Origin of the sequence: Blautia sp. AM29-29 (assembly GCF_003480555.1) — a bacterium.
In the GTDB taxonomy this organism is placed as follows: Bacteria; Bacillota; Clostridia; order Lachnospirales; family Lachnospiraceae; genus Fusicatenibacter; species Fusicatenibacter saccharivorans.
In genome coordinates this window covers 1-22,672 of sequence record NZ_QUJD01000018.1, presented here as the reverse complement: position 1 = coordinate 22,672, position 22,672 = coordinate 1, and the positions used below count along the sequence as shown (strand labels likewise).

General features: G+C 45.1%; 19 protein-coding genes and 1 pseudogene. 2 read left to right on the top strand and 18 right to left on the bottom strand.

Annotated features, from left to right (window positions below):
* Nucleotides 1-28: 28 nt before the first annotated feature.
* The 13 genes from secA to hrcA form a co-directional block, all read right to left on the bottom strand.
* Complete coding sequence (gene secA / locus DW769_RS12865; protein ID WP_055218413.1) at nucleotides 29-2,599, bottom strand: preprotein translocase subunit SecA; 2,571 nt, start codon at nucleotides 2,597-2,599, stop codon at nucleotides 29-31.
* A gap of 234 nt (nucleotides 2,600-2,833) precedes the next feature.
* Nucleotides 2,834-3,361: a ribosome hibernation-promoting factor, HPF/YfiA family gene (gene hpf / locus DW769_RS12860; RefSeq protein WP_055218411.1), complete on the bottom strand. Its 528-nt coding sequence runs from the start codon at nucleotides 3,359-3,361 to the stop codon at nucleotides 2,834-2,836.
* A gap of 240 nt (nucleotides 3,362-3,601) precedes the next feature.
* On the bottom strand, nucleotides 3,602-4,378 hold the full coding sequence (gene hisA / locus DW769_RS12855; RefSeq protein WP_118750460.1) for a phosphoribosylformimino-5-aminoimidazole carboxamide ribotide isomerase: 777 nt from the start codon (nucleotides 4,376-4,378) through the stop codon (nucleotides 3,602-3,604).
* A gap of 325 nt (nucleotides 4,379-4,703) precedes the next feature.
* Nucleotides 4,704-7,196 carry a S8 family serine peptidase gene (locus DW769_RS12850; protein WP_118750459.1) on the bottom strand — a complete coding sequence of 831 codons (2,493 nt, stop codon included), beginning with the start codon at nucleotides 7,194-7,196 and terminating at the stop codon, nucleotides 4,704-4,706.
* A 12-nt stretch (nucleotides 7,197-7,208) separates the two neighbouring features.
* A complete protein-coding gene (locus DW769_RS12845) occupies nucleotides 7,209-7,898 on the bottom strand; it encodes a zinc ribbon domain-containing protein (protein WP_055228299.1) in 690 nt (229 codons plus the stop codon).
* Nucleotides 7,899-7,926: 28 nt separating this feature from the next.
* Nucleotides 7,927-9,849, bottom strand: coding sequence for a hypothetical protein (locus DW769_RS12840; RefSeq protein WP_118750458.1), 1,923 nt, complete (start codon nucleotides 9,847-9,849; stop codon nucleotides 7,927-7,929).
* A gap of 140 nt (nucleotides 9,850-9,989) precedes the next feature.
* Nucleotides 9,990-10,499 carry a zinc-ribbon domain-containing protein gene (locus DW769_RS12835; RefSeq protein ID WP_117801385.1) on the bottom strand — a complete coding sequence of 170 codons (510 nt, stop codon included), beginning with the start codon at nucleotides 10,497-10,499 and terminating at the stop codon, nucleotides 9,990-9,992.
* Between the two features lie 155 nt (nucleotides 10,500-10,654).
* Nucleotides 10,655-11,128 carry a zinc ribbon domain-containing protein gene (locus tag DW769_RS12830; protein WP_055228296.1) on the bottom strand — a complete coding sequence of 158 codons (474 nt, stop codon included), beginning with the start codon at nucleotides 11,126-11,128 and terminating at the stop codon, nucleotides 10,655-10,657.
* A 203-nt stretch (nucleotides 11,129-11,331) separates the two neighbouring features.
* Nucleotides 11,332-11,931, bottom strand: coding sequence for a Crp/Fnr family transcriptional regulator (locus DW769_RS12825; RefSeq protein ID WP_118750457.1), 600 nt, complete (start codon nucleotides 11,929-11,931; stop codon nucleotides 11,332-11,334).
* 330 nt (nucleotides 11,932-12,261) lie between these two features.
* Entirely contained in the window at nucleotides 12,262-13,473 is a 1,212-nt protein-coding gene (dnaJ, locus tag DW769_RS12820; RefSeq protein WP_118750456.1) for a molecular chaperone DnaJ, read from the bottom strand.
* 225 nt (nucleotides 13,474-13,698) lie between these two features.
* Nucleotides 13,699-15,576 carry a molecular chaperone DnaK gene (dnaK, locus tag DW769_RS12815; RefSeq protein ID WP_055218405.1) on the bottom strand — a complete coding sequence of 626 codons (1,878 nt, stop codon included), beginning with the start codon at nucleotides 15,574-15,576 and terminating at the stop codon, nucleotides 13,699-13,701.
* Between the two features lie 66 nt (nucleotides 15,577-15,642).
* On the bottom strand, nucleotides 15,643-16,254 hold the full coding sequence (gene grpE, locus DW769_RS12810; protein ID WP_055218747.1) for a nucleotide exchange factor GrpE: 612 nt from the start codon (nucleotides 16,252-16,254) through the stop codon (nucleotides 15,643-15,645).
* Nucleotides 16,255-16,303: 49 nt separating this feature from the next.
* The gene (hrcA, locus tag DW769_RS12805) at nucleotides 16,304-17,362 is read right to left on the bottom strand and encodes a heat-inducible transcriptional repressor HrcA (RefSeq protein WP_022461073.1); all 1,059 of its coding nucleotides are present in this window, start codon (nucleotides 17,360-17,362) and stop codon (nucleotides 16,304-16,306) included.
* 284 nt (nucleotides 17,363-17,646) lie between these two features.
* Between hrcA and DW769_RS12800 the strand changes: the two genes are divergently transcribed.
* Nucleotides 17,647-17,865, top strand: a complete 219-nt coding sequence (locus DW769_RS12800; protein ID WP_117509604.1) for a helix-turn-helix domain-containing protein — start codon at nucleotides 17,647-17,649, stop codon at nucleotides 17,863-17,865.
* 77 nt (nucleotides 17,866-17,942) lie between these two features.
* On the opposite strand, the gene DW769_RS12795 is transcribed toward DW769_RS12800, so the two are convergent.
* The gene (locus DW769_RS12795) at nucleotides 17,943-18,308 is read right to left on the bottom strand and encodes a hypothetical protein (RefSeq protein WP_147398861.1); all 366 of its coding nucleotides are present in this window, start codon (nucleotides 18,306-18,308) and stop codon (nucleotides 17,943-17,945) included.
* Nucleotides 18,309-18,480: 172 nt separating this feature from the next.
* On the opposite strand from DW769_RS12795, the gene DW769_RS12790 reads away from it, so the two are divergent.
* Nucleotides 18,481-18,699: a helix-turn-helix domain-containing protein gene (locus tag DW769_RS12790; protein ID WP_055228291.1), complete on the top strand. Its 219-nt coding sequence runs from the start codon at nucleotides 18,481-18,483 to the stop codon at nucleotides 18,697-18,699.
* A gap of 211 nt (nucleotides 18,700-18,910) precedes the next feature.
* On the opposite strand, the gene uvrB is transcribed toward DW769_RS12790, so the two are convergent.
* The 4 genes and pseudogenes from uvrB to DW769_RS12770 all read right to left on the bottom strand — a co-directional run.
* Nucleotides 18,911-20,911: an excinuclease ABC subunit UvrB gene (gene uvrB / locus DW769_RS12785; protein ID WP_118750454.1), complete on the bottom strand. Its 2,001-nt coding sequence runs from the start codon at nucleotides 20,909-20,911 to the stop codon at nucleotides 18,911-18,913.
* A gap of 397 nt (nucleotides 20,912-21,308) precedes the next feature.
* Nucleotides 21,309-21,719 (bottom strand): HEPN domain-containing protein, encoded by a 411-nt coding sequence (locus tag DW769_RS12780; protein ID WP_055265118.1) that lies wholly within the window; start codon nucleotides 21,717-21,719, stop codon nucleotides 21,309-21,311.
* Nucleotides 21,709-22,059: a nucleotidyltransferase domain-containing protein gene (locus DW769_RS12775; RefSeq protein ID WP_055265120.1), complete on the bottom strand. Its 351-nt coding sequence runs from the start codon at nucleotides 22,057-22,059 to the stop codon at nucleotides 21,709-21,711. Before DW769_RS12775 ends, DW769_RS12780 begins: the two co-directional genes overlap by 11 nt.
* A 166-nt stretch (nucleotides 22,060-22,225) precedes the next feature.
* A pseudogene (locus tag DW769_RS12770) lies at nucleotides 22,226-22,609 on the bottom strand (tyrosine-type recombinase/integrase); the annotation flags it as partial.
* Between the last annotated feature and the right edge of the window lie 63 nt (nucleotides 22,610-22,672).

Here is a 22,672-nt window from a genome sequence, read left to right as displayed (position 1 = left end):
CATCCGTCTCACTGCTGTTCTGCTTTTATCAAACCGGTTTTCTTCCGCAGCACTGTTTGTACTTCTTGCCGCTTCCGCACGGGCATGGATCGTTTGGATAGATCTTACGCTCTGCGCGCTGTACCGGTTTTCTCGGGCCGGACTCGTCTTTGTTGGTTCCGGTCACTTTGGCTACCTGCTCACGTTCTACTTTCTGCTCAACACGTACATGGAACAGGAGACGGACGGTATCCTGCTGGATGGACTCGAGCATTTCGTTAAACATGTCGTAAGCTGCCATCTTGTACTCAACCTTCGGGTCTCTCTGGCCGTATGCCTGCAGGCCGATACCCTCGCGGAGCTGATCCATATCATCGATATGATCCATCCACTTCTGGTCGATAACCTTCAGAAGAACGACACGCTCAAGCTCACGAATCTGCTCCTCCTCCGGGAATTCTGCTTCTTTCTCCTCGTAGAGTTTAACAGCTTCCTCTTTTAACTGCTGTTTCAGCTCGTTTTTGGAAATCTTCTCTACGCGCTCTTTTGTCACTGCCTTCACCGGCATGATGGAGAGCAGCATCTCATTTAATTCTGTCAGATCCCACTCGGACTGCTCGGTGTTCTCGCCGATGCAGAGATCTACGGTATTGTCGATGGTGTCGGCAATCATCTTGAAGATGGTGTCTCTCATGCTCTCGCCGTCCAGAACGCGGCGTCTCTCTTTGTAGATGATCTCACGCTGCTCGTTGTTGACCTGGTCATAGTCGAGCAGGTTTTTACGGATTCCGTAGTTGTTGCCCTCGATCTTCTTCTGCGCTTTTTCGATGGCGGAAGAAAGCATCTTGTGCTCGATCTGCTCATTTTCCGGTACGCCGAGGGATTTGAAAATGCCCATCAGTTTTTCGGAACCGAAGAGTCTCATCAGATCGTCTTCCAGGGAAATGTAGAAACGGGACTCACCCGGGTCTCCCTGACGGCCGGAACGACCGCGGAGCTGATTGTCGATACGGCGGGACTCATGACGCTCGGTGCCGATGATCTTTAAGCCGCCGGCAGCTTTTGCCACATCATCCAGCTTGATATCGGTACCACGGCCGGCCATGTTGGTCGCGATGGTAACGGCTCCTGCCTCGCCGGCATGGGCTACGATTTCTGCCTCGAGCTCATGGAACTTCGCATTTAAGACCTGATGCGGAATTCCCTCGCGGCGCAGCATTTTGCTGATCAGCTCGGAAGTCTCAATGGTGATGGTACCAACCAGAACCGGCTGGTTCACGGCATGTGCCTCTTTGACTTCCTCTACGACTGCGTGGAATTTCTCTTTTTTCGTCATGTATACGGCATCGTCCATATCCACACGGATGACCGGGCGGTTGGTCGGGATCTCGATAACGTCCATGCCGTAGATGTCACGGAACTCCTGCTCCTCGGTGAGGGCAGTACCGGTCATGCCGGCTTTTTTCTCGTATTTGTTAAAGAAGTTCTGGAACGTGATGGTTGCCAGAGTCTTGCTCTCTCTTCTTACTTTAACGTGCTCTTTTGCCTCGATTGCCTGATGCAGACCATCGGAATAACGGCGGCCCGGCATGATACGGCCGGTGAACTCATCGACGATCAGAACCTCGTCGTCTTTGACTACGTAGTCCTTGTCGCGGTGCATCAGATAATTGGCACGCAGCGCCAGGATCACGTTGTGCTGGATCTCCAGGTTCTCCGGATCGGAAAGGTTCTCGATATGGAAGAAGTTCTCGACTTTCTTCACACCGTCATCGGTCAGGGTAACGAATTTGTCCTTCTCGTTGACGATGAAGTCTCCGGTCTCCTCGATCTCCTCGCCCATGATCGCGGTCATCTTGGTCATCTCGCCGCTTGCCTCGCCGCGCTGCATCTGGTGTGCCAGAATATCTGCGGTCTCGTACAGCTTGGTGGATTTGCTGCTCTGTCCGGAAATAATCAGAGGTGTTCTTGCCTCGTCGATCAGGACGGAGTCGACCTCGTCGATGATACAGTAAGCAAGCTCTCTCTGTACGAGCTGCTCCTTGTAGATCACCATGTTGTCACGCAGGTAATCGAAACCAAGTTCGTTGTTGGTGATGTAGGTGATGTCGCATGCATACTGCTGGCGGCGCTCATCGTTCTTCATATCGTTCAGAACGACACCGACGGTCAAACCGAGGAATCTGTGGACTTTGCCCATCCACTCAGCATCTCGGTTTGCCAGGTAATCGTTGACGGTAACAATGTGGACACCGCGTCCGGTCAGTGCATTCAGGTAAGCCGGAAGGGTGGAAACGAGGGTTTTTCCTTCACCGGTTTTCATCTCAGCGATACGGCCCTGATGGAGGATAATACCACCGATCAGCTGTACGCGGTGGTGTTCCATACCGAGGGAACGTTTTGCTGCCTCGCGGACGGTTGCGAATGCTTCCGGGAGAATGGAATCCAGGGATTCGCCTCCGTTGTAGCGGTCTTTATATTCCTTTGTCTTGGCACGCAGCTCTTCATCGGTCAGCGCCTGCATGGTCGGGCGGAGAGCTTCGATTTTGTCTACAATTGGATAGATTCGTTTCAGCTCACGCTCACTGTGCGTACCAAAAAGTTTTTCTGTGAATTTCATAGAATGTTTGCTCCTGCTTTCTCTATTAATTGCCATATTAACATATGGTACTATTCTACCACTTCTGGCACAAGATAACAATGAATTTTTCGTAAACATTTGGTGCCGTTCCCCGGTTTCCCGCTGTTTTTACGGCTTTTCCCGGACTTTCCGGCCCTTTCCGCGAAAAAATCACCCTGTTTCACAGCTTTTCTAAGCTGGAAACAGGGTGACTGTTCATTCTTTATTTACTTTTCAGCACTCCGGCTCGATCAGACCGTAGGTGTTGTTCTTTCTCTTGTAAACGACGTTTACTTCGTCGGTCTCTGCATTGCGGAATACAAAGAAGGTGTGTCCAAGAAGTTCCATCTGTACGCAGGCATCTTCCGGATACATTGGTTTCATGCCGAATTTTTTCGTACGGATGATCTGGATGTCTTCGTCCTCCAGATAGTCATGCTCCAGATATTCTTTCTGGAAGTTTCCTGCTTCCTGCTGTTTGTCGGCAATTTTGTTTTTGTATTTGCGAAGCTGGCGTTCGATGACTTCCTCTACCAGATCGATGGATACGTACATATCGTTGCTTACCTGCTCGGAACGGATGATATTTCCTTTTACCGGAATGGTAACCTCAATTTTCTGTCTTTCTTTCTCTACGCTTAAGGTTACAATGACATTTGTGTCAGGCGTAAAATATTTCTCCAGTTTGCCAAGTTTTTCATTGACCGCGGCTTTTAATCCCTCTGTCACGTCAATATTTTTTCCGCTGATGGTAATTTTCATTATGCCCAACCCCTTTGCTCTCAAATTTTACAGGTTTTTCACTTCCCCTGTAAGTAACTCTAATTATAGCAATAGTTGTCTTTATTTGCAATAGTATTTAGAAAATTCATGAATATTTTAGAGTTTTTTCCTGCAATTTTTGTGATTCTTTCTTTCCGTCCATTTTTTCTCGCATCTATATGAGGAAATCAAACACACTTTATCCTGTCATGTTATTTTCTTTGCTTGTTATCTTTTTCCTTACCTTCTGCACATTTCCAGTACGTCTTCAAATTTCATGTTTCCGCCAAACAGATCCAGTGCGCTTCCGATCGTCACATCCACATAATCGTTCCCAACCTTTTTCAGCAGTTCCAGATCCGCAAAGTTTCCGACGCCGCCGGCATATGTAACAGGGAAATCTTTCATTTTCGCAAGTAATTCCACCAGTTCTGTCTCGATACCGGATGCTTTTCCTTCGACATCTACCGCGTGGATCAGAAATTCATCACAGTATTCCGTCAGATGATGCAGGAGCGGTTCCGTTACTTCTTCCTCTGTAAACTTTTGCCAGCGGTCCGTTACAATATAATATTTCCCGTTTCGTTTCCGGCAGCTTAAGTCCATGGTCAGCCGCTGTTTTCCAACAGTCGTTACCAGTTTTTCGAGATTTTCATAGAATACATGGCCATCCCGGAACACATACGATGTCACGATCACATGGCTTGCACCGGCCGTCAGAAATTCGCAGGCATTTTCCGCGTCGATACCGCCGCCAACCTGCAGTCCGCCCGGATACGTAGAAAGTGCCAGCAGCGCCTGCCGCTTTGTTTCCGGATAATATTCGGAATCTTTTTTGTTCAGAAGAATCACATGACCTCCGGTGATCCCTTTTTCTTTATATAACTGCGCATAGTAAGACGCATCCTGCTCCGAAACAAAATTTTCATTTGCCTGGTTTCCCTGATCTTTTAAGGATCCCCCAACAATCTGTTTTACTTTTCCATTGTGGATATCAATACATGGTCGAAATTTCATAAATAAAGTCCCCTGTCCCTTTCCTGTTCATCGAATGGATATCTGTAGTTAGCGATGATTCGGTTAAAAAATTTTTATCTCCCTCAAATTTCTCATATTATATCAAATTTCGGACTTCCTGTGTGCAAATTCACTCTTTTTTCACTAAAAAGCTCCCCTTGGATCTTTTGTTCGTGTGCATGACAGCAAAAAAATGCCGCAATCCGGATTTTTTCCCGAACTGCGGCATCCCATTATACTTTATCTTATGTTTTGTCCTATCCCGTGCTTATGCCTAGACTCATGTTTCAGTCTATCCTTGGGTTTATGCCTGGAATCATGTTTTCTACTCCTGTACCACAGAATAAGAATAGTCAGAAAGATTGACACGGATCACCGTTTCTTCTCCGGACGGTGTACCGTCCATTTTCACATCAACATGATCACCTTCGTAATGTACTTCATATGCCCAATAGTATCCCGGATAGAAACTTTCTACTTCATACAATTCATTTCCGTCTTTATCAATTGCGCCAAAATCCGGTCCATAGAAAGAGCAGTAATAAAGTGTTCCGTCCGGTCCGAAATCCGTTCCTGTCATGGAACCATGTGATGATGCACTGTGCCAGATTTCTTTTCCGTCCCGGAGGCGTACGGCATAAATAACTCCACAATGCGCATAATAATACCTGTCTTCATAAATTCCAATTTCTGTATTGGCTGTTATCTCCGCTGCCGGAGATTTTTCTGTCTCAATGGTCCATACTACATTTTCATCCTGATCCAATCCGGTAATCACAGCATACTCCTGATCCCGATTTTCTTCTGAAGCAAACAGGTCATGCGTTTTTTCTCCGTTATTATAAAAGGTTTCCAGTATTACATGTGTTGCATCTTTTTTTGCCACCTTTTCCAGGGCAGCTTTCAGATTCAGCATCGGATACTCTTCCCGCTTGTCCTCCTGACAGGTTGATCTTGCGGTTCCGGCTGTGGAGATCAGTGTCTCTTTTACCTCCTCCGCCGAAAGTTCCGGAGCCACAGACCACAGAACAGCCGCAGAACCGGAAACCAGTGGGGCCGCCACGGATGTTCCAGACAGATTTCCATATTTAATCCCGTTTTTCACTGTTCTAAGATTTTTATGGCCTGGATTTTCTTCGGTATAGGAATCATCTTTTTCTGTAATCGTGCTGTAAACATCATATCCAGGTGCAACAATATCTATATTGGAACCATAATTTGAAAATTCTGTCATTTGATATCCCTTTTCTGTTTCCTGCACTGCACCTACAATCAGGATATGATTTCGAATTTTCTCATAGGAGTATCCGCTTCTGCTTAATCTATGCGTTTCTCCATCCAGTCTGTTATAAACCTCCTCATTAATTCCGCAATAATCTCCTGTCTTTTGAGCATCAAATCCCACACCACCGTTATCATACCCATTGCCTGCACTCTGGACAATTAAAAATCTTTCCTGTTGATTTAAAAGCAATTCAAAAAGCATCACTATCATCTGACTGGAAGTGCATTTTGCGCTCGTTTCTAATTCCTTTTGATAACTTTCGTACAACTCATATTTCTGATCAATCTTCCCTTTTTCTATGAGAAACTCCGCTATTTTTTCTTCCCATACCGGTCTTTCCCCGATTAGCGTATCTTTTAAATACTGCTCTCTGGATTGTATCACAGTTGCCCATGAATTATTCACCACGCAGGCCGTATGTTCACTTAGCATCGTTTCAATCATCTGTTTTGTTACATTTACATATTCTCCTGTACTGAAGAGATCTTCTTTCCACCAGCTCACAAAATACAAATCCGTCCGATCTGCCACACCACGGATTCCGGCCTGATTATTTTCCGCACCGATCAATCCCGTCACATGTGTGCCATGGTCAAATGCCAGATTTTCTTTGTAATCTTCCAGCCAGTGAATTTTACTTTCGCCGTTTTTCTGAAATTCTTCGTGTTCCGCATCAACTCCATCATCCATAATGCCGACCGCCACATTGGCAAGATCCTGCTCGTGGGAATCAACATAGTCCCATGCAGAAAATGCTCCAATTGCCTCTGCCCACCAGTCATTTCCATCTGGTTTGCTTTCATTATGGTCATTATTCTTTTTATCCTGTTCTCCTGCCTCCCATGGATTCTCATCTGCAGTATTTTCCATCATCATCGGAATTTCCGTCGAACTGTAGAGCACATTTTCTTCTTCCATCAGAATTTCAGCCTTCTGTTCCAGATCCGCATACGCGGTGTCCTCCACCAGGATTTCAATCACGTTCATGCTTCCGCTCATATTTCCAACCAGCGTTCCATCTACCTTTGCTGCAAGTGCTTCCCGCTCTTCCTGGCTGCTGTTTTCTATCAGATAAACAATCAGCAGATTTTCGTAGTACAACAGGCCGGTATCTTCATCATAAGAAACGGTACTTACCGACGGCTGATAAACCGTATCCCCATTGGCACATTTTTTCATTGTGCCTGGCTCTTTCACATCCTGACTATCCTGCGACTGTTCTCCATTCTGATTCTTGTTCTGTTTTTGGCTTTGGTCACCTTCATCTGCCTGCACTTTTTCCTGTTTTTGTTTCCATTCTTCCAGTTGTCTTTCTTTCCATCCCTGTATTTGCTTCTTCTGTGATCCAACTGCAATGGCAAGCAGGATACCTAAAAACAGCACAATCACAATGACAAGTACCAGAAATCTTCGAATTTTCTTTTTTCTCTTCTTCTTTTTTTCTTCCGCCACATGGCAGCCACAGTACTGGCAATAGGCATCTTCTTTCTGAATCCTGCGTCTGCACCTGGGACATTTGATTTCCTTTTTCATTTTCTGCTCCTCTTATTGCAGTTTTGATCCGCAGCGCGTACAAAACTTTTCTCCTTCTTTCGGAATTCTTCCGCAGGAGGGACACGCTGACCGCATCTTCGAAGCTGCCGGGTTCTTTGATACGGTTTCTTCCGGCTTGATTTTTTTCGATTCCGTTTTTTTTGATTTGATTTTTTCCGGCTCAATTTTTCTTGAAATACTTTTCTTTGAAGCACTTTTCTCTTTAGAAACCATTCCCCACAGTGCAAATATAAGAATCAGAACATGAAGTGCTATCCACACCCACACAAATTCCATGCGAAGCGGCATTCCTGTCATCTGGCCGTTATAATCAACCTTGTTTTTCCATCCCCAGCTGAGTCGTTGCATTGACCACGCAAGACCTCCGTTTGTCACGATGGATAATACAATTGCCAGAACATAGGTCTTTTTTCCATTTAACAGCGTAACCAGAACTGATCCCACAAGCGTTACTGCCGCTGTTCCAATCAGCCATGCGTTGATATTTTCAAAGACACTTTCCTGCATCAGTTTCCAGATCATCCCTCCGACAAAAGAGTCTCCTTCCTGGCTTTCCATTCCATAGAGAATCACATCGTAAAGCCGGATGGCATCATCTTTCCAGCCGATCATTCTGCAGAAATATAGTGGTATCGTACATAAAAACAGAATTACAATGACGTATTTTGCTTTTGTTTTCATCTGAAAATTCTCCTGTTCTGCTCTATTTTTATACTTCTTCGGATGGTTCCAGCACCATTTTGCTATCTGCTGTATCCATTTCCGAAAATAACTTTTTGCCTTTCAGATCGTAATAATCTGTCTTATCTACCTCGACATATTCCGACTCACCATCCACAGTCTCTTTTTCTTCCTCGCTGTATGTTACCTGCAGGATTCCATCACTGACCCGTTCTCCTTTTTTTCCATCCTCAACGGTATATAACAGATTCCCGCTTAAATCATACAATTCTTTCTGATCGATCAGTAATGTCTTATCTTCCATGGAAAAAGATTCTCCGGCAATCGGATCGGCAATTTCTTTCATGGTATCCGCATTGATCAGGCAGACATAAAACTGATTATCTTCCCCATACATGGAAAGTGCAAGAACATTATCCTCGATGCAGCTTGTTGTAGTGGAATAATATTTAAAATACGGCGCATACTTTCCTGTATATTTTTTGATATCGCCTGTCTCCAGATCACACAAAAAATAAATGTCCTGGTCGTCCTGTCTTACCGTAAAAAGTGCATATTTTTTTGTCCAGTCGAGCAGAGTCGGATATCCGCCAAACGGGCCAAGATACTGACTCGGGATTTCAATTTCTTTTTCTTCTCCATTCCCGATCACTGTAATATGAAACGGATTTTCATCCCCTGCCCAATATCCATCGTCCATTGCGCCCGTTTCTATGATAAGTCCGTCCCGCATTCCATGTTCTTCTGCTTTGTCAAACGAAACGTTTAACTCTGTTTCTTTTCCCAGTTCCGGCTCAACCAGAACACAGACTTCTTTCGTACCGTCCATTTTTTTATACAGAAATTTTCCATCACCCATGTAGGATCTTTTAAAGCTCAGATTTTCCAGGTCCTGATTGCTGACTGTATAATCACACACTTCACCCCCTTCCGGACTATACAGTGTATATTTCCAAAACCCGGCATCATCCCAGGATACATTTTCTTCCTCCTCCAGCCAGGTATAACCACCGCCGTAATCTGCCACTTTGTCTGCATCATACTGGCTTTTTATCATTCCATCCGTGTCAATCACATAAAAAATATTGTCATAGACGAACCAGTTATAACCATTATTAAAACTCACATCGTACCGATAAATATCTGCATCAATTGCATCTTCATCAAAAGGTATATAAAACTTTAACTTTCCCTTTTTATCCAGAAAGCCTTTGTAAGATTCCCCCTTTCCGTGAATTCTTACAAAGGCAAGTCCATCCTGAAATTCTCTTGCATCAGAAAATTTCATATTTTCCAATGTATGAGACGTCTCCGCATTTGAACTTATATCGTCTTCATCATCCGACCATGTATCATCATCATCTTCTTCGTCTTCGTCGTCATAGTTTTCTTCCGATTCATCGTCCCAACCCTCAAAGTCGAGATACCATTTTCCGTCAATTTCAACAACCGCTATCTCCATTTCTTCCGGTTCTATGCCGGATGCACTCACTTCCACAAACACATTTCTTGCATCGGTGACCGTATCTCCTTCTTCTCCATAATGACTTTTTATTTTTTCCATGTTGCCTTCGGACTGTTTTTCTGATCTGACTGGCCAATGGGTAATTTGTATATCCCCAACTTCATCTTGCAGTTTCTGAAGTTCCTCTTCCACTGCATTTTCTATGATCCACTGTAACGTTTCCCCATATTGGCCAAAATACCGCTCCGGCAACAGGCTCAGAAGCGTATCGGTATCTCCTGTAAATAATGCTTCGACTGCACGATCTGCCACCTGCATATATTCCTCATCGGACTCCTGGCTTTCCGCTGTTTTTCCAGCTTTTTCCCCTGATTCCGTCATCTGGAGTATTCCATATTCCGGAACAAACTTCCATGGATATAAAATTGCTATAGCCGCCATAATTCCAAAAGTAATGATCAAAATTCGGCTTCCTGCTTTTTTCATATATTCTCTACTCCTTTTTCTCTCATCGTATCTTTACTTCTGAATAGAGTCCTAATATAATTTTCCAGATTTTTTGCACTCTCTTACTTTGTAAGGACACTGCTACTCTGCTTTCCACAATAGGTAATAGGGATCTCTTCTCACCAGTCCAGCCCATTGTCTGTAATGGTTATGGTATGTCCCAGTTTTTCTTTCGTGAGAATTTCATAACTGTCCCCATATAATTCTACAAATGGGTGTTCCATGTTTTCCCCGGACTTCACACAGAAAACTACTGCTCCGACTGCCACTATTGCAGTCAGGCCAAGTGCTGTCGCAATTTTCCATCCTTTTTTTCTGCGTTTTACCGGCAGCACGGCGTCCGATTTATTGTATTCTGCTCTTTTACGTTCAGCTGTGTTTTTTTCTTCTTCTTTTTCTTCTGCTATCTTTTTATTTTCTGCTGTTTCCCTCGTTTTCGGTCTGACAGGTTCTATCGTTTTTTTCACACTCGGTTTGACCGGCTCTGTTTTTTTTCTCTGCTCCTCTTTCCCATCATCCGGCACTATATCTGGCACTACAATATTTCCATCCTCCAGTTTTGCTCCACAGCTTCCGCAAAATCTTGTCGCATCTGACCACTCTTTTCCACATACCGGGCATTTTTTCATACTTGTTTTCCTCTCCTGTCCCTTTTTATCCACAAATCTTTTTTCTTTGCAATAAATAATCCAAAATCCACCTCCCTATTTTGGATCATTTATCTTTTTGCTGTCTGATTTGATCTTCTCTTTTGTGCTTTGCTTTTTCAAACACGCTCTCGATTTTACTCGTCAACTTTATGTCCACAAACCGTACAGAATTTCATATCCGGTTCCAGCGGTGCTCCGCATTCACTGCAAAAAGCCGGCCGTTCCTGTTCTTCTTCCACCGTTTCCTGTTCTTCACTCTGCAGTTTCATTCCACAGCTGCTGCAGAACATCATTTCCGGTTTGATTTTTGCACCGCAGCGCGGGCAGCTGTTCATTGCATTGATTGCCTGGATCTGCAGTTTGCATGCTTCCATAGCCTCTTCCAGCTCCCGGATCTGGCCAATTTCCTCTTTGACTTCTTCCAGCGGATTTTCCCGATATGCACAGTAAACTTTATATCCTATTTCACTGTAGATTTCATTGATTTTCGTCTCCGATTCAGAAACCGCCATATTCAGTTTCGTAATCTCCGACAAATCCTTTGCTTTTTGCATAGTTGAATATCCTGCTTTTGAAATTTTTCCTTTTACTCCATCTAAAAATGCCATTTTTCTTCCCCTTCCATTTCTTTTTTGTACTTTATAATCTGCTTTTTTTAGATCTGCCGTCTTCTCTCTTATAAGGGGCTTTCCCCTCCTGATTCACGCAATTCCCCGCCTCACTGCTTATTGCTTTCCTCAATGAAAACAGGGATTTCCTTGATTTGATTAAATTTTTCCGCTCAGCGCGCACCACTTTTCGATTCGTTTTTCTATTTTTCTTCCTTATAGCTTTTCAGGACACGGCTCAGACTCTCCGGCGATAAATGCAGATAGGAAGCGATATCTTTCTTACTCACAACGTCTACCAGATCCCGATAGGTATCAACAAAATATTGATATCGTTCCTTTGCCCTGTGGTTTGTAACAATATCCTCATGTTCAATTAGCTTTTTATATGCAAGGCTGAGTGCACGGTTATATAAACGCATCATTTCCGGCGATTGCTCAATCAACTTCAACAATTCTGGTATCGGGACGCACAGCATGGTACACGAACTGATTGATTCTATCGTCAAAAGTGATTTCACATTTACGGATAAATTGGAAATTCCTACAACAATGTCTCCTTTTAAATAACCAAAGCAGGAAACATGCTCTTTTCCATCTCCCTTGCTTTCACAATACCCTTTTACAATGCCCGATACCAGAAAAGGAACGCATGGCAGCGGTTCCCCTTCTCGAATGATAACTTCCTTATCTTTCACCTTCCAGACATACGCCATTTGTTCCAGACTGCTCAGCACATTTTTATTTTTGATACCTAAATAAGTTTTGAAGAACTCCTGTTTTTCTATATTTTCATTTTCCAACCGCTCTATTTCCTTTCTGCCTTTTTATTTTACATTACATAACATCAATCTTTTTTATTCCTATGCAATTTTGTTAATTATATCATGAACAGTTTTTCACATCTCATCATTCTCTTGATTTAGATCAATATTTGTAATTTTCTGAATATTCTGTATTTTTAAATTTTGTCAAAAAAGAAGAACCTGTTTCTCCTGCAGGTTCTTCTTTTCATTTATCTCATATTTTCTATTTCTTTCATATTAGAGCGTGTTGGAAAAGACTTTTCATATTCTACATGCTCAAGTCTGTGAGAAATTTTGTCCGAATGAGAACAAAAACAGATAGATTTTTTATTTATCAATATCCTCAAACGCTTCCTTCACCTTATCCATAAACCCTTTTTTCTTCTTCGGCTGTTCTGCGGTATTCTCACCATCGGCTACTTTTGCTTCTGGCACCTGACGGTTTCCGCAAGCTTCATCAAAGGCACGAAGGGCTTCTTTTGCTTTTTCGTTCAGCCTGGTCGGTGTCTGAACAACAAGTGTTACATAGTGATCGCCGCGTACATTGCTGTTCCGGAGAGATGGAACGCCTTTTCCTTTCAGACGGATCTTGGTATCGGTCTGAGTTCCCGGTTTTACAGTATAGAGAACGTCTCCGTCAACGGTGCTGATCTTCACATCACCGCCGAGCGCTGCCTGCGCAAATGTAATCGGTGCGGTAGAGAAGATGTTCATATCCTGTCTCTGGAAGATCGGATGACGGGTTACCTGAACCTCGACAAGCAAATCTCCTCTCGGTCCGCCGTTTACACCCGGCTCACCTTTTTCACGGATCCGGATGCTCTGTCCATCGTCGATTCCAGCCGGAATGTTGACCTGAATGCGTTTTCTGCTGGATGTATAGCCCGTGCCGTGGCATGCGGTACATTTATCGCGAATGATCTTTCCGGTTCCGTTACAATCCGGACAGGTCGTCACGTTTCTCACAGAACCGAACATGGTCTGCTGTGTGTACGTAATCTGACCAGTTCCGTTACATTTGGAGCATGTCTCCGGTGAAGTTCCTGGTTTTGCGCCGGTTCCGTGGCACGTTGTACAGGTATCCTTCAGGTTGATCTCGAGCTCTTTCTGGCATCCGAAAACAGCTTCCTCAAACGTAATGTGGACAACAGCGCGGAGGTTTGCTCCCTTCATCGGTCCATTGTTTGCTCTTCTTCTGCTTCCGCCGCCACCGAACAGGTCGCCGAAAATATCGCCGAAGATATCACCCATATCTCCGCCGCCAAAGTCGAAGCCGCCGAATCCGCCGGCTCCTGCGCCGCCACCGCCGTTTTCAAATGCAGCGTGGCCAAACTGATCGTACTGACGCCGTTTGTCCGGATCACTCAGCACGCCATAGGCTTCTGTCGCCTCTTTAAATTTTGCCTCGGCCTCTTTGTCGCCCGGGTTCATATCCGGATGGTATTTCTTGGCCAGTTTACGGTATGCTTTTTTTAATGTTGCATCGTCCGCTCCGCGGTCTACGCCGAGGACCTCGTAATAATCTCTTTTTTCTGCCATTTATGTTCACCTTTTCATTTCTGTTCCACAAATTTCATCTTTGCAGAAATGTTTTTCCGCACGCTCCAGTATAGCACTTTTCCGAAAGCAATACCAGCATAAATACAGGGGGCGGAATGTATTTTCCGTCCCCTGCAAACATTCGCCTCACAGGGCTTTTTGCGTTTATTTACTTATTGTTTCAACTCACAGTCGGTATTTTCACGGAGTGTGACATGCCGAAAATTAAACCTCTTTGTAGTCAGCGTCTACGACATCGTCGTCATGGCCGCCTGCTGCTCCGGCATTTCCCATATCCGGGCCTGCACCTGCTGCTCCAGCACCAGCGCCTGCTGCTCCGCCCTGCTGCTCATACAGTTTTGCAAACAGTTTCTGAGCGCTTGTCATCAGTTTTTCCTGAGCTGCTTTCAGATCAGCTACCTGTGCATCGGTCATCTCTTCCGGATTGCATTTTGCAATGAGATCTTTCAGTGCGTTCAGGTCAGCTTCTACTGCTGTTTTGTCGTTTGCATCAAGCTTGTCGCCGACTTCCTCGATTGCTTTCTCGGTCTGGAATACCATGGAGTCTGCATCGTTTCTTGCGTCGATTGCTTCTTTTCGTTTCTTATCCTGAGCCTCGAACTCAGCAGCTTCTTTGACTGCTTTGTCGATCTCGCTGTCGGACATGTTAGAGCCTGCGGTGATGGTGATGTGCTGCTCTTTTCCTGTTCCCAGGTCTTTTGCAGATACATTTACGATACCGTTGGCATCGATATCAAAGGTAACCTCGATCTGCGGAACGCCTCTTCTTGCTGGCGGAATTCCATCCAGACGGAACTGGCCGAGGGATTTGTTGTCTTTCGCGAACTGACGCTCACCCTGTACTACGTTGATATCTACTGCTGTCTGGTTATCTGCTGCTGTTGAGAAGATCTGGCTCTTCTTGGTCGGGATTGTGGTGTTACGCTCGATCAGACGAGTTGCAATACCTCCCATGGTCTCGATGGACAGAGACAGCGGAGTTACATCCAGAAGAAGGATATCGCCTGCGCCGGCGTCTCCTGCAAGTTTACCACCCTGTACGGAAGCACCAAGTGCTACGCACTCATCCGGGTTCAGGCTCTTGCTCGGCTCGTGTCCGGTCAGCTGTCTTACTTTATCCTGTACAGCCGGGATACGGGTAGATCCGCCTACCAGAAGGACTTTGGAAAGCTCGGATGCCTGAAGGCCTGCATCAGAAAGTGCTCTCTGTACCGGCTCTGCGGTTTTCTCTACCAGGTCGTGGGTCAGCTCATCGAATTTAGCCTTTGTCAGGTTCATATCGAGATGTTTCGGGCCATCTGCGGTTGCAGTGATGAACGGCAGGTTGATGTTGGTTGTAGTTGCGCTGGAAAGCTCTTTCTTTGCTTTCTCTGCTGCTTCTCTGATTCTCTGCAGAGCCATTTTATCATTGGAAAGATCTACGCCTTCCTGTTTCTTGAACTCAGCAAGGATATAATCTGTTACTTTCTGGTCGAAGTCATCGCCGCCCAGACGGTTGTTTCCTGCTGTGGAAAGAACTTCGATAACGCCGTCACCGATCTCGATGATGGAAACATCGAAAGTACCGCCGCCAAGGTCGTATACCATGATCTTCTGCTCATTTTCGTTGTCCAGTCCGTATGCCAGAGCTGCTGCGGTAGGCTCGTTGATGATACGTTTTACATCAAGACCTGCGATTTTACCGGCATCTTTGGTTGCCTGACGCTGTGCGTCATTGAAGTAAGCCGGAACTGTGATAACTGCTTCTGTTACTTTCTCACCAAGGTAGTTCTCTGCATCACCTTTCAGTTTCTGAAGAATCATAGCGGAGATCTCCTGCGGAGAGTATTTCTTTCCTTCGATGTCTACTTTATAGTCAGTACCCATCTCACGTTTGATAGAACGGATGGTTCTGTCTGCGTTTGTTACAGCCTGACGTTTTGCCGGCTCGCCGACCAGACGGTCACCTGTTTTTGTGAATGCTACGATAGATGGAGTTGTTCTTTCACCCTCTGCGTTTGCGATAACGGTTGGTTTTCCACCTTCCATAACGGCTACACAGCTGTTTGTTGTTCCTAAGTCAATACCAATAATTTTGCCCATTGTTGTTTCCTCCTCAATGAATTATGCTAAAAAATGGTTTAATTTCTATTTATTTATCTTCAAGGCTTAATTAGCCACCTTGACCATACTGTGACGGACTACGGAACCTTTGTACATGTAGCCCTTCAGGAACTCTTCTACGACGATGTTCTCGCCGGCTTCCTCATCCTCCACATGCATCACCGCGTTGTGCAGGTTCGGATCGAATTCCTTTCCAACGGCCTCGATCACGGTTACACCGAGTTCATCGAGTGCTGTGGTAAACTGTTTGTATACTTTATTCATGCCGTCTGCGAACGGATCTTCCTCCGGGTTTTCCACCGTTGCAAGTCCGCGCTCGAAGCTGTCAACAACCGGAAGAATCTTCTCGATGATGTCTTTTGCTCCAATGGCATACATATTTGCTTTTTCTTTTTCGGTGCGTTTGCGGAAGTTATCGAACTCTGCCATCTGACGGGTCAGGCGGTCAGTCAGCTCTTCGATTTTCTCATCTTTTTTATCTTTTTTCTTTTTGAAGAACTTTCGTTCTTTGCCATCCTCAGCAGTTTCTTCTGCAGCTTCCGCTTCTTTTGCCTCTGCTGCTTTCTTTGCTTCTTCCTGCTCCGCAGCCGGTTCGGTTTCCGGCAGATCGGTCTCTGCTCCGGTTTCTTTTTCCATCTCGCGTGTAGGTTCTTCCATGGTTTCCTCTTTCTTTCTATTTTCTTCGCTCACTGATCATTCCACCTTTCTACTCACCTGTGTCCGGCTTTTTGAAGACGGCGTCCAGTTGAACTTTTAATGTTTTCAGGTTATCTACCACATTTTCGTAATCCATCCGCTTTGGTCCCACGATGCCGATTGTTCCGCGCATACCGTTTCCCATATCGTATGTGGTGGTGACCACGCTGCAGTCCCGTAAGGGTTCCATCGAAGATTCATTTCCGATGTATACCTGAATACCGGTATTTTCCTCTCCGTCCTGCTCCTCGGCAGCTCCTTTGATCATATCGACCAGTTTCTGCCGTTCCTCGAATGTGGAGATCAGCTGGCTGGCTTTGCTGCTGTCGGAAAGCTCAGGGTACTTGAAAATGTTGGTTGCGCCGCTGGTGTACACCGGCACATCTTCTTCGCTGACTGCGATGGCTTCCGCTACGGTATCGACCACTTTGCTGATGATGCCGGAGTGGATGCCTGCCTGCTCTTTCATTTTCTTAATCATGCCAAGATTGATTTCTTCAATGGTCAGGCCATTGAGCTGTGTGTTCAGAAGCAGGTTCAGCTTTAATATCTGTTCATCGTTGATGGTCTCGTCGAGGTCGATCATCTGGTTTTTCACCAGGTTGCCTTCTACGACGATGACGGCCAGGAGCTGCTCTTCATTGACTTTTGAGAGCTGGATGAATTTCACTTTATTTCTGTGATATTCCGGTCCTGTAATCAACGTTGCATAGTTGGTAGATGAAGCGAGGACTTTGACAACCTGCTGCAGAACTTTTTCCATTCGGTCTGTTTTTTCAATGACCATGTTTTTGATGTCTGCAACTTCCTGTTCTTTTTCCCGCATCAGCTCATCTACATAGAGGCGGTAGCCTTTATCGGAAGGAATGCGTCCTGCGGAAGTGTGGGGCTGTAAGATGTAACCCATCTCTTCCAGATCGGACATTTCATTCCGGATTGTGGCGGAGCTTAAATTCAAATCCGTGTATTTGGAAATCGTTCTTGAGCCGACCGGCTCGCCCGTTTCCAGATACGTCTGGATGATCGCTTTTAATATTTTTCTTTTTCTTTCATCCAATTCTGTATCCACTAAGATAAGCTCCTTCCTGTTGTATAGTCCTGTTAGCACTCGTTTCAGTGGAGTGCTAACATCTATGCTCTTAAGATAGCACTCTGCCTTTTGTTTGTCAACACCTTTTCCCGGTTTTTCTATGAAGAAATTGTGAAAAAAGTATAAACCGTTTTCTTTCTGAAAAGGAATCTGACTTTTCTTTTTTATTGCATTCTACTGTTTCAAAGGCGCTATAGCCGTATGGTAGGATTCTGCCATTTCGATACGACCATTTAGTAGCATTTTCTCAGAGGTGATGAATCATGAAATATCAGAGACTGGAGGATCTGCGCACGGACCGCGATCTGACGATCCGCCAGGTTGCCGACTATCTCGGCTGCAACCGCGATGTGTATACCCGATATGAAAAAGGCGTCCGGCAGCTGCCGATCTCCATTGCCATCCGTCTGGCGGAGCTGTATCAGGTCAGTCTGGATTATCTGGTCGGCATCAGCGATGAGAAGCGGCCGTATGGATCCTGACTTTCCGGTGTCTCCGCCGCAGCAAAAGCAGGAGGACAGTTTTTCTTCTCCCTGTCCTCCCTGTTTTGCTTTTTCGTTTACAGATTCTGCAGATATTCCATCATCCGCGTTTCGCTGAGTTTCCATCCGTCCGGCTCCCCGCAGAGATACAGCGTAAAATGCCCGCACTGGACTCCGTTTTCCAGGTGGATGCCGGTATACAGTTCTACAATGAGGAGTTCTTCTGCTTTTTCTTCATATATATTAGTGATCTGATAGATGCGCTCTCCCTTTTCGTCCACCGGCCATTCTTTCTTCAGCACATCCCTCAGACGGCTCTCCCGCCCCTGCGCTTCGCATTCTTCCTCCCGGCTGATCATTTTTTCAAACGCTTCCGGCGTCTCCATCCGTTCCACTATATTCTGGACAAAATCTTCTATTTCTATTCTTTCTGCTTTTCCCATTCGTTCCCCCATTTCTGCCGTACATATTTTTCTGTTTTCTGCACAGGCTGTCTTCACCCGCCGTTTCTCTCTCCCGCCCCATTCTCCAATTTGCGACCATATGATCTGATTTAACTTTGTCCATCCAACCGTTTGGTAGTATGGGTTTGAATCTGAAAGGATGGTACAACGTATGAAATACCAGAGAATTGAAGATATGCGGATCGATCAGGATCTCACCATCAAAGAGATTTCTGCCCTGCTCGAATGCAACCGCGACGTCTATTCCCGCTACGAAAAAGGAATCCGCGACATCCCGATCGACTATGTGATCCGGCTTGCACGGTTCTATGACTGCTCGGTCGACTATCTGCTGAGTGTCTCCAGTAAAAAGAGAAAATTCGGCGATTAATTTTTTTATTGTTGTCTTTTTTATTTTTGTGTTTTTCGTTTTGATACGACCGTTTGGTCGTATTTTATATTATAATGGTATTCTTATTTTGCGTCAATTCTGAACAAGAAGGAATCAAAATCGGACGCAAAAAAGCGTGCCGGAAAGTTTTCTGTCGCTTTTCCGGCACGCTTTTTTTCATGCTCTTTTCTTCTTTTTTATTTCTGATTTTTTATTCTTCCATGTCATCCAGGCTCTTCTTCAGTGTGATCATTTTGTCACGCAGCTCGGCGGCCATTTCGAAGTTGAGTTCGGCGGCAGCGGCTTTCATCTGTTTCTGTACCTGGCCGATCAGTTTTTCCAGTTCTTCGCGGCTCATGGACTCCTGGTCTTTTTCCATCTTTTCTTCTGTCTTTGCCACTTCTTTCGAAATGCTGATGAGATCGCGGACGGCTTTTTTGATGGTGGTCGGAGTGATGCCGTGTTCTTTGTTGTAGGCTTCCTGCAGGGCACGGCGGCGCTTCGTCTCGTCGATTGCGAGGCGCATGGAATCGGTCATCACATCGGCGTACATGATAACATGGCCCTCGCTGTTTCGTGCGGCACGGCCGATGGTCTGGATCAGGGAGGTTTCGGAACGCAGGAAACCTTCTTTATCGGCATCCAGGATCGCCACGAGTGTGATTTCCGGGATGTCGAGACCCTCACGCAGAAGGTTGATGCCGACGAGCACATCGAAGACATCGAGACGCATATCACGGATGATCTCGGTCCGTTCCAGGGTGTCGATATCGGAGTGCAGGTAGCGCACGCGGATGCCGGCCTCTTTCATATAGTCGGTCAGATCCTCTGCCATACGCTTCGTCAGCGTCGTCACGAGAACTTTGTTGTGTTTTTCAGTTTCTTTCTTTACTTCCGAAATCAGATCGTCGATCTGTCCCTCCACCGGGCGCACCTCGACATCCGGGTCGAGAAGGCCGGTCGGGCGGATGATCTGTTCGGCGCGCAGCAGCTCGTGGTCTGCCTCGTAGTCGCCCGGCGTGGCAGATACGAAGAGGATCTGATCGATCCGGTCCTCGAACTCGCCGAAGTTCAACGGGCGGTTGTCTTTTGCGGACGGCAGACGGAATCCATAGTCCACCAGCGTCGATTTCCGCGACTGGTCGCCGGCATACATGCTGCGGATCTGCGGAACAGTCTTATGCGACTCATCCACGATGATGAGGAAATCATCTCCGAAATAGTCCATCAGTGTGTAGGGCGGCTCGCCTGGCTTTAATCCGGAGAGGTAACGCGAATAGTTTTCGATGCCGGAACAGATGCCGGTTTCTTTGAGCATCTCAATATCAAAATTGGTCCGCTCCTCGATGCGCTGGGCCTCGATCAGTTTTCCCTCGTGCTTGAAGAACTTCACCTGCTCTTCCATATCCTTTTCAATCTCGCCTGTTGCTTTCAGGATCGTGTCCATCGGCACAACGTAGTGGGAGGCAGGAAAGATTGCGATGTGGTTCAGTTCACATAAGATTTCACCCGTCAGCGTATCGATCTGCACCAGACGGTCAATCTCATCCCCGAAGAACTCGACGCGCACCGCCTTGTCCGTCTCCTCCGCCGGAAAAATCTCCAATACATCACCGCGCACGCGGAACGTACCGCGGTGGAAATCCATATCATTCCGGTCATACTGAATATCAATCAACTGCCGGATCACATCGTCCCGGTCCTTTTCCATTCCCGGGCGGAGCGAAATAATCATCTCCATGTAGTCCTTCGGGCTTCCGATTCCATAGATACACGAAACACTGGAAACCACAATGACATCGTTCCGCTCACTCAGTGCAGAAGTCGCGGAAAGCCGCAGCTTATCAATCTCATCGTTCCGCGCAGAGTCCTTCGCAATATACGTATCCGAAGACGGCACGTAAGCCTCCGGCTGGTAGTAGTCGTAGTAGGAGACAAAGTATTCGACGCTGTTTTCCGGGAAATATTCTTTGAATTCTCCGTAAAGCTGCGCCGCCAACGTCTTATTGTGCGCAATAATCAAAGTCGGCTTGTTCAACTGCTGGATCACATTCGCCATCGTAAAAGTCTTGCCAGAGCCCGTAACCCCTAGTAAAGTCTGGCATTGGTTGCCTTCCCGGAACCCTTTGACAAGGGTTTCGATTGCCTGCGGCTGGTCTCCGGTCGGCTGATAATCTGACACTAATTTAAACTTTTTCTGTTCGTTTTCCACTTCAATACCTCCCGATACGACTAGTATCAACCAGAAAATTCGTGTAATTTGAGGTCAAAATTCGTGTAATGGCCTTTATTTTTTTTAGTCAAAATGGCAATTACACGAATAAAGTCACTAAAAATATTTTTTTTGACTGGGCGTCACTTACCATAACGCCCAGTCATTCTTCAAAACAGAATAGCACAAAACAACATAATTATAAAGGTACAATCCTAAATTTTCTTTGTCAGCTTATGCATCTGATTGTATAAATATTCAATTCTTGCTTGCGAACATCTGTTCTTTTCTCATTGTAGCAAAAAAGAAATATAAACACAAGACCAATCTATAATTACTACTATGTTTTTAACAAAATAAAAAACCGCCTGCGTGAAAAGCAAACGGTTCTCTATCTCTATAACATTTCATTTTTTCCTTCTGCCTGCAAAAAGTTCTCTACTCTATTAAGAAATTCTTTTGCATTGCAAATCTGATTTTCCGAGTCCTCTTTTGATGCAATAAAGAAATCTGAGTAGTCACATTTTTCTCTAATGCGGTATGCACTGTCTATCAGTTTATATGTACCCCTATCGAACTTTCCTCCATGCACATAAACCTGATTAAAATGAGCAATTACAGAACTATGCTTCGAAGCATCAAAGCCTCCCAGAATATTTACCGCCCTAATCGCGTGAAAGATTGCATAATATGATCTGTTTATCGCAACCTTATAAAATCCTGACCGGTGATTGCTTACAGCCGCTTCCATATCTTCTTTGGCACGAGCGAAGCGATATTCTGAAAGAGTTTTTACATCAAGCTGCATACAGAACCACTCCTTCCTCGGACACATTTCTATAAAATGGAGAAATTGTCATCCACGTCATATATTCTTGGTAACTGACATCAATAATTGAAAAAACCTTAAAATACTTTATCGAAATATCCGTTGAAACATCGCTCAGTTTATCTTCAAACATCCTTAATTCCTGATCAGTTCCATCCACAAGAACCATAATATCTATATCCGACTCATCGGTAGCTGTTCCACGTGCAACAGACCCATATAAAATTACTGCTTTCAGTTTTTCTTGATATACTTTCTGTAACATATCTGCCAATTCCGTCAATATCTTTTTCAATTCTATATCCTGCAATTTTTCCATCCGTCTGCCCCACCTTTCCTAATTATTCTTAATAACATTATAACCAACTTGCTGCAAAAAAACAATGCACACAGTATTTTCATTTTTTGACCTGTTATCAGACCACTATAATCATTTAACATTTCTAAAAATATATAAACTTATTTCTCCAAAAAGAAGAGATAGCCTAAGCTACCTCTTCCTCCAAATACCATTCTGCAATATCATCCATCTCTGTCACATCCGAATAATCGTACACAATGATTACCGGCGCAGCTTCCTCTTTGCTTTCCTGCTCTGCATCATCTTCTGCTGTTACGCTTTCATCTTCTACTATAACAATCTCCTGAACACAATCTGCAATAATCGCCTGTATATCCGTATAAGTGTCCACCGTAATGATTGATTTTGAATGCCCCAGCGCAGCGGCTACCGCTTTCTGGTTTATATCATTCTTCATTAGAAGCGTTGCGTATGTATGTCTAAACATATGTGGCGTTATATTCCTTTCAATTCCCACCAGTTTCGTATATTTTTTCAGCATCAAGCGCATTGATTGCTCCGTAAATCTATTTCCTCTTCTAAGTTAGCAACCACCAGTTCAACTGGTGGTTTATTATTAGCCCTCCAAAGG

Coding starts and splice junctions, on each gene's coding strand:
- secA (WP_055218413.1), bottom strand. CDS start 2,599: ATGAAATTCACAGAAAAACTTTTTGGTACGCACAGTGAGCGTGAGCTG.
- hpf (WP_055218411.1), bottom strand. CDS start 3,361: ATGAAAATTACCATCAGCGGAAAAAATATTGACGTGACAGAGGGATTA.
- hisA (WP_118750460.1), bottom strand. CDS start 4,378: ATGAAATTTCGACCATGTATTGATATCCACAATGGAAAAGTAAAACAG.
- DW769_RS12850 (WP_118750459.1), bottom strand. CDS start 7,196: ATGAAAAAGGAAATCAAATGTCCCAGGTGCAGACGCAGGATTCAGAAA.
- DW769_RS12845 (WP_055228299.1), bottom strand. CDS start 7,898: ATGAAAACAAAAGCAAAATACGTCATTGTAATTCTGTTTTTATGTACG.
- DW769_RS12840 (WP_118750458.1), bottom strand. CDS start 9,849: ATGAAAAAAGCAGGAAGCCGAATTTTGATCATTACTTTTGGAATTATG.
- DW769_RS12835 (WP_117801385.1), bottom strand. CDS start 10,499: ATGAAAAAATGCCCGGTATGTGGAAAAGAGTGGTCAGATGCGACAAGA.
- DW769_RS12830 (WP_055228296.1), bottom strand. CDS start 11,128: ATGGCATTTTTAGATGGAGTAAAAGGAAAAATTTCAAAAGCAGGATAT.
- dnaJ (WP_118750456.1), bottom strand. CDS start 13,473: ATGGCAGAAAAAAGAGATTATTACGAGGTCCTCGGCGTAGACCGCGGA.
- dnaK (WP_055218405.1), bottom strand. CDS start 15,576: ATGGGCAAAATTATTGGTATTGACTTAGGAACAACAAACAGCTGTGTA.
- grpE (WP_055218747.1), bottom strand. CDS start 16,254: ATGGAAGAACCTACACGCGAGATGGAAAAAGAAACCGGAGCAGAGACC.
- DW769_RS12800 (WP_117509604.1), top strand. CDS start 17,647: ATGAAATATCAGAGACTGGAGGATCTGCGCACGGACCGCGATCTGACG.
- DW769_RS12795 (WP_147398861.1), bottom strand. CDS start 18,308: ATGGGAAAAGCAGAAAGAATAGAAATAGAAGATTTTGTCCAGAATATA.
- DW769_RS12790 (WP_055228291.1), top strand. CDS start 18,481: ATGAAATACCAGAGAATTGAAGATATGCGGATCGATCAGGATCTCACC.
- DW769_RS12780 (WP_055265118.1), bottom strand. CDS start 21,719: ATGCAGCTTGATGTAAAAACTCTTTCAGAATATCGCTTCGCTCGTGCC.
- DW769_RS12775 (WP_055265120.1), bottom strand. CDS start 22,059: ATGGAAAAATTGCAGGATATAGAATTGAAAAAGATATTGACGGAATTG.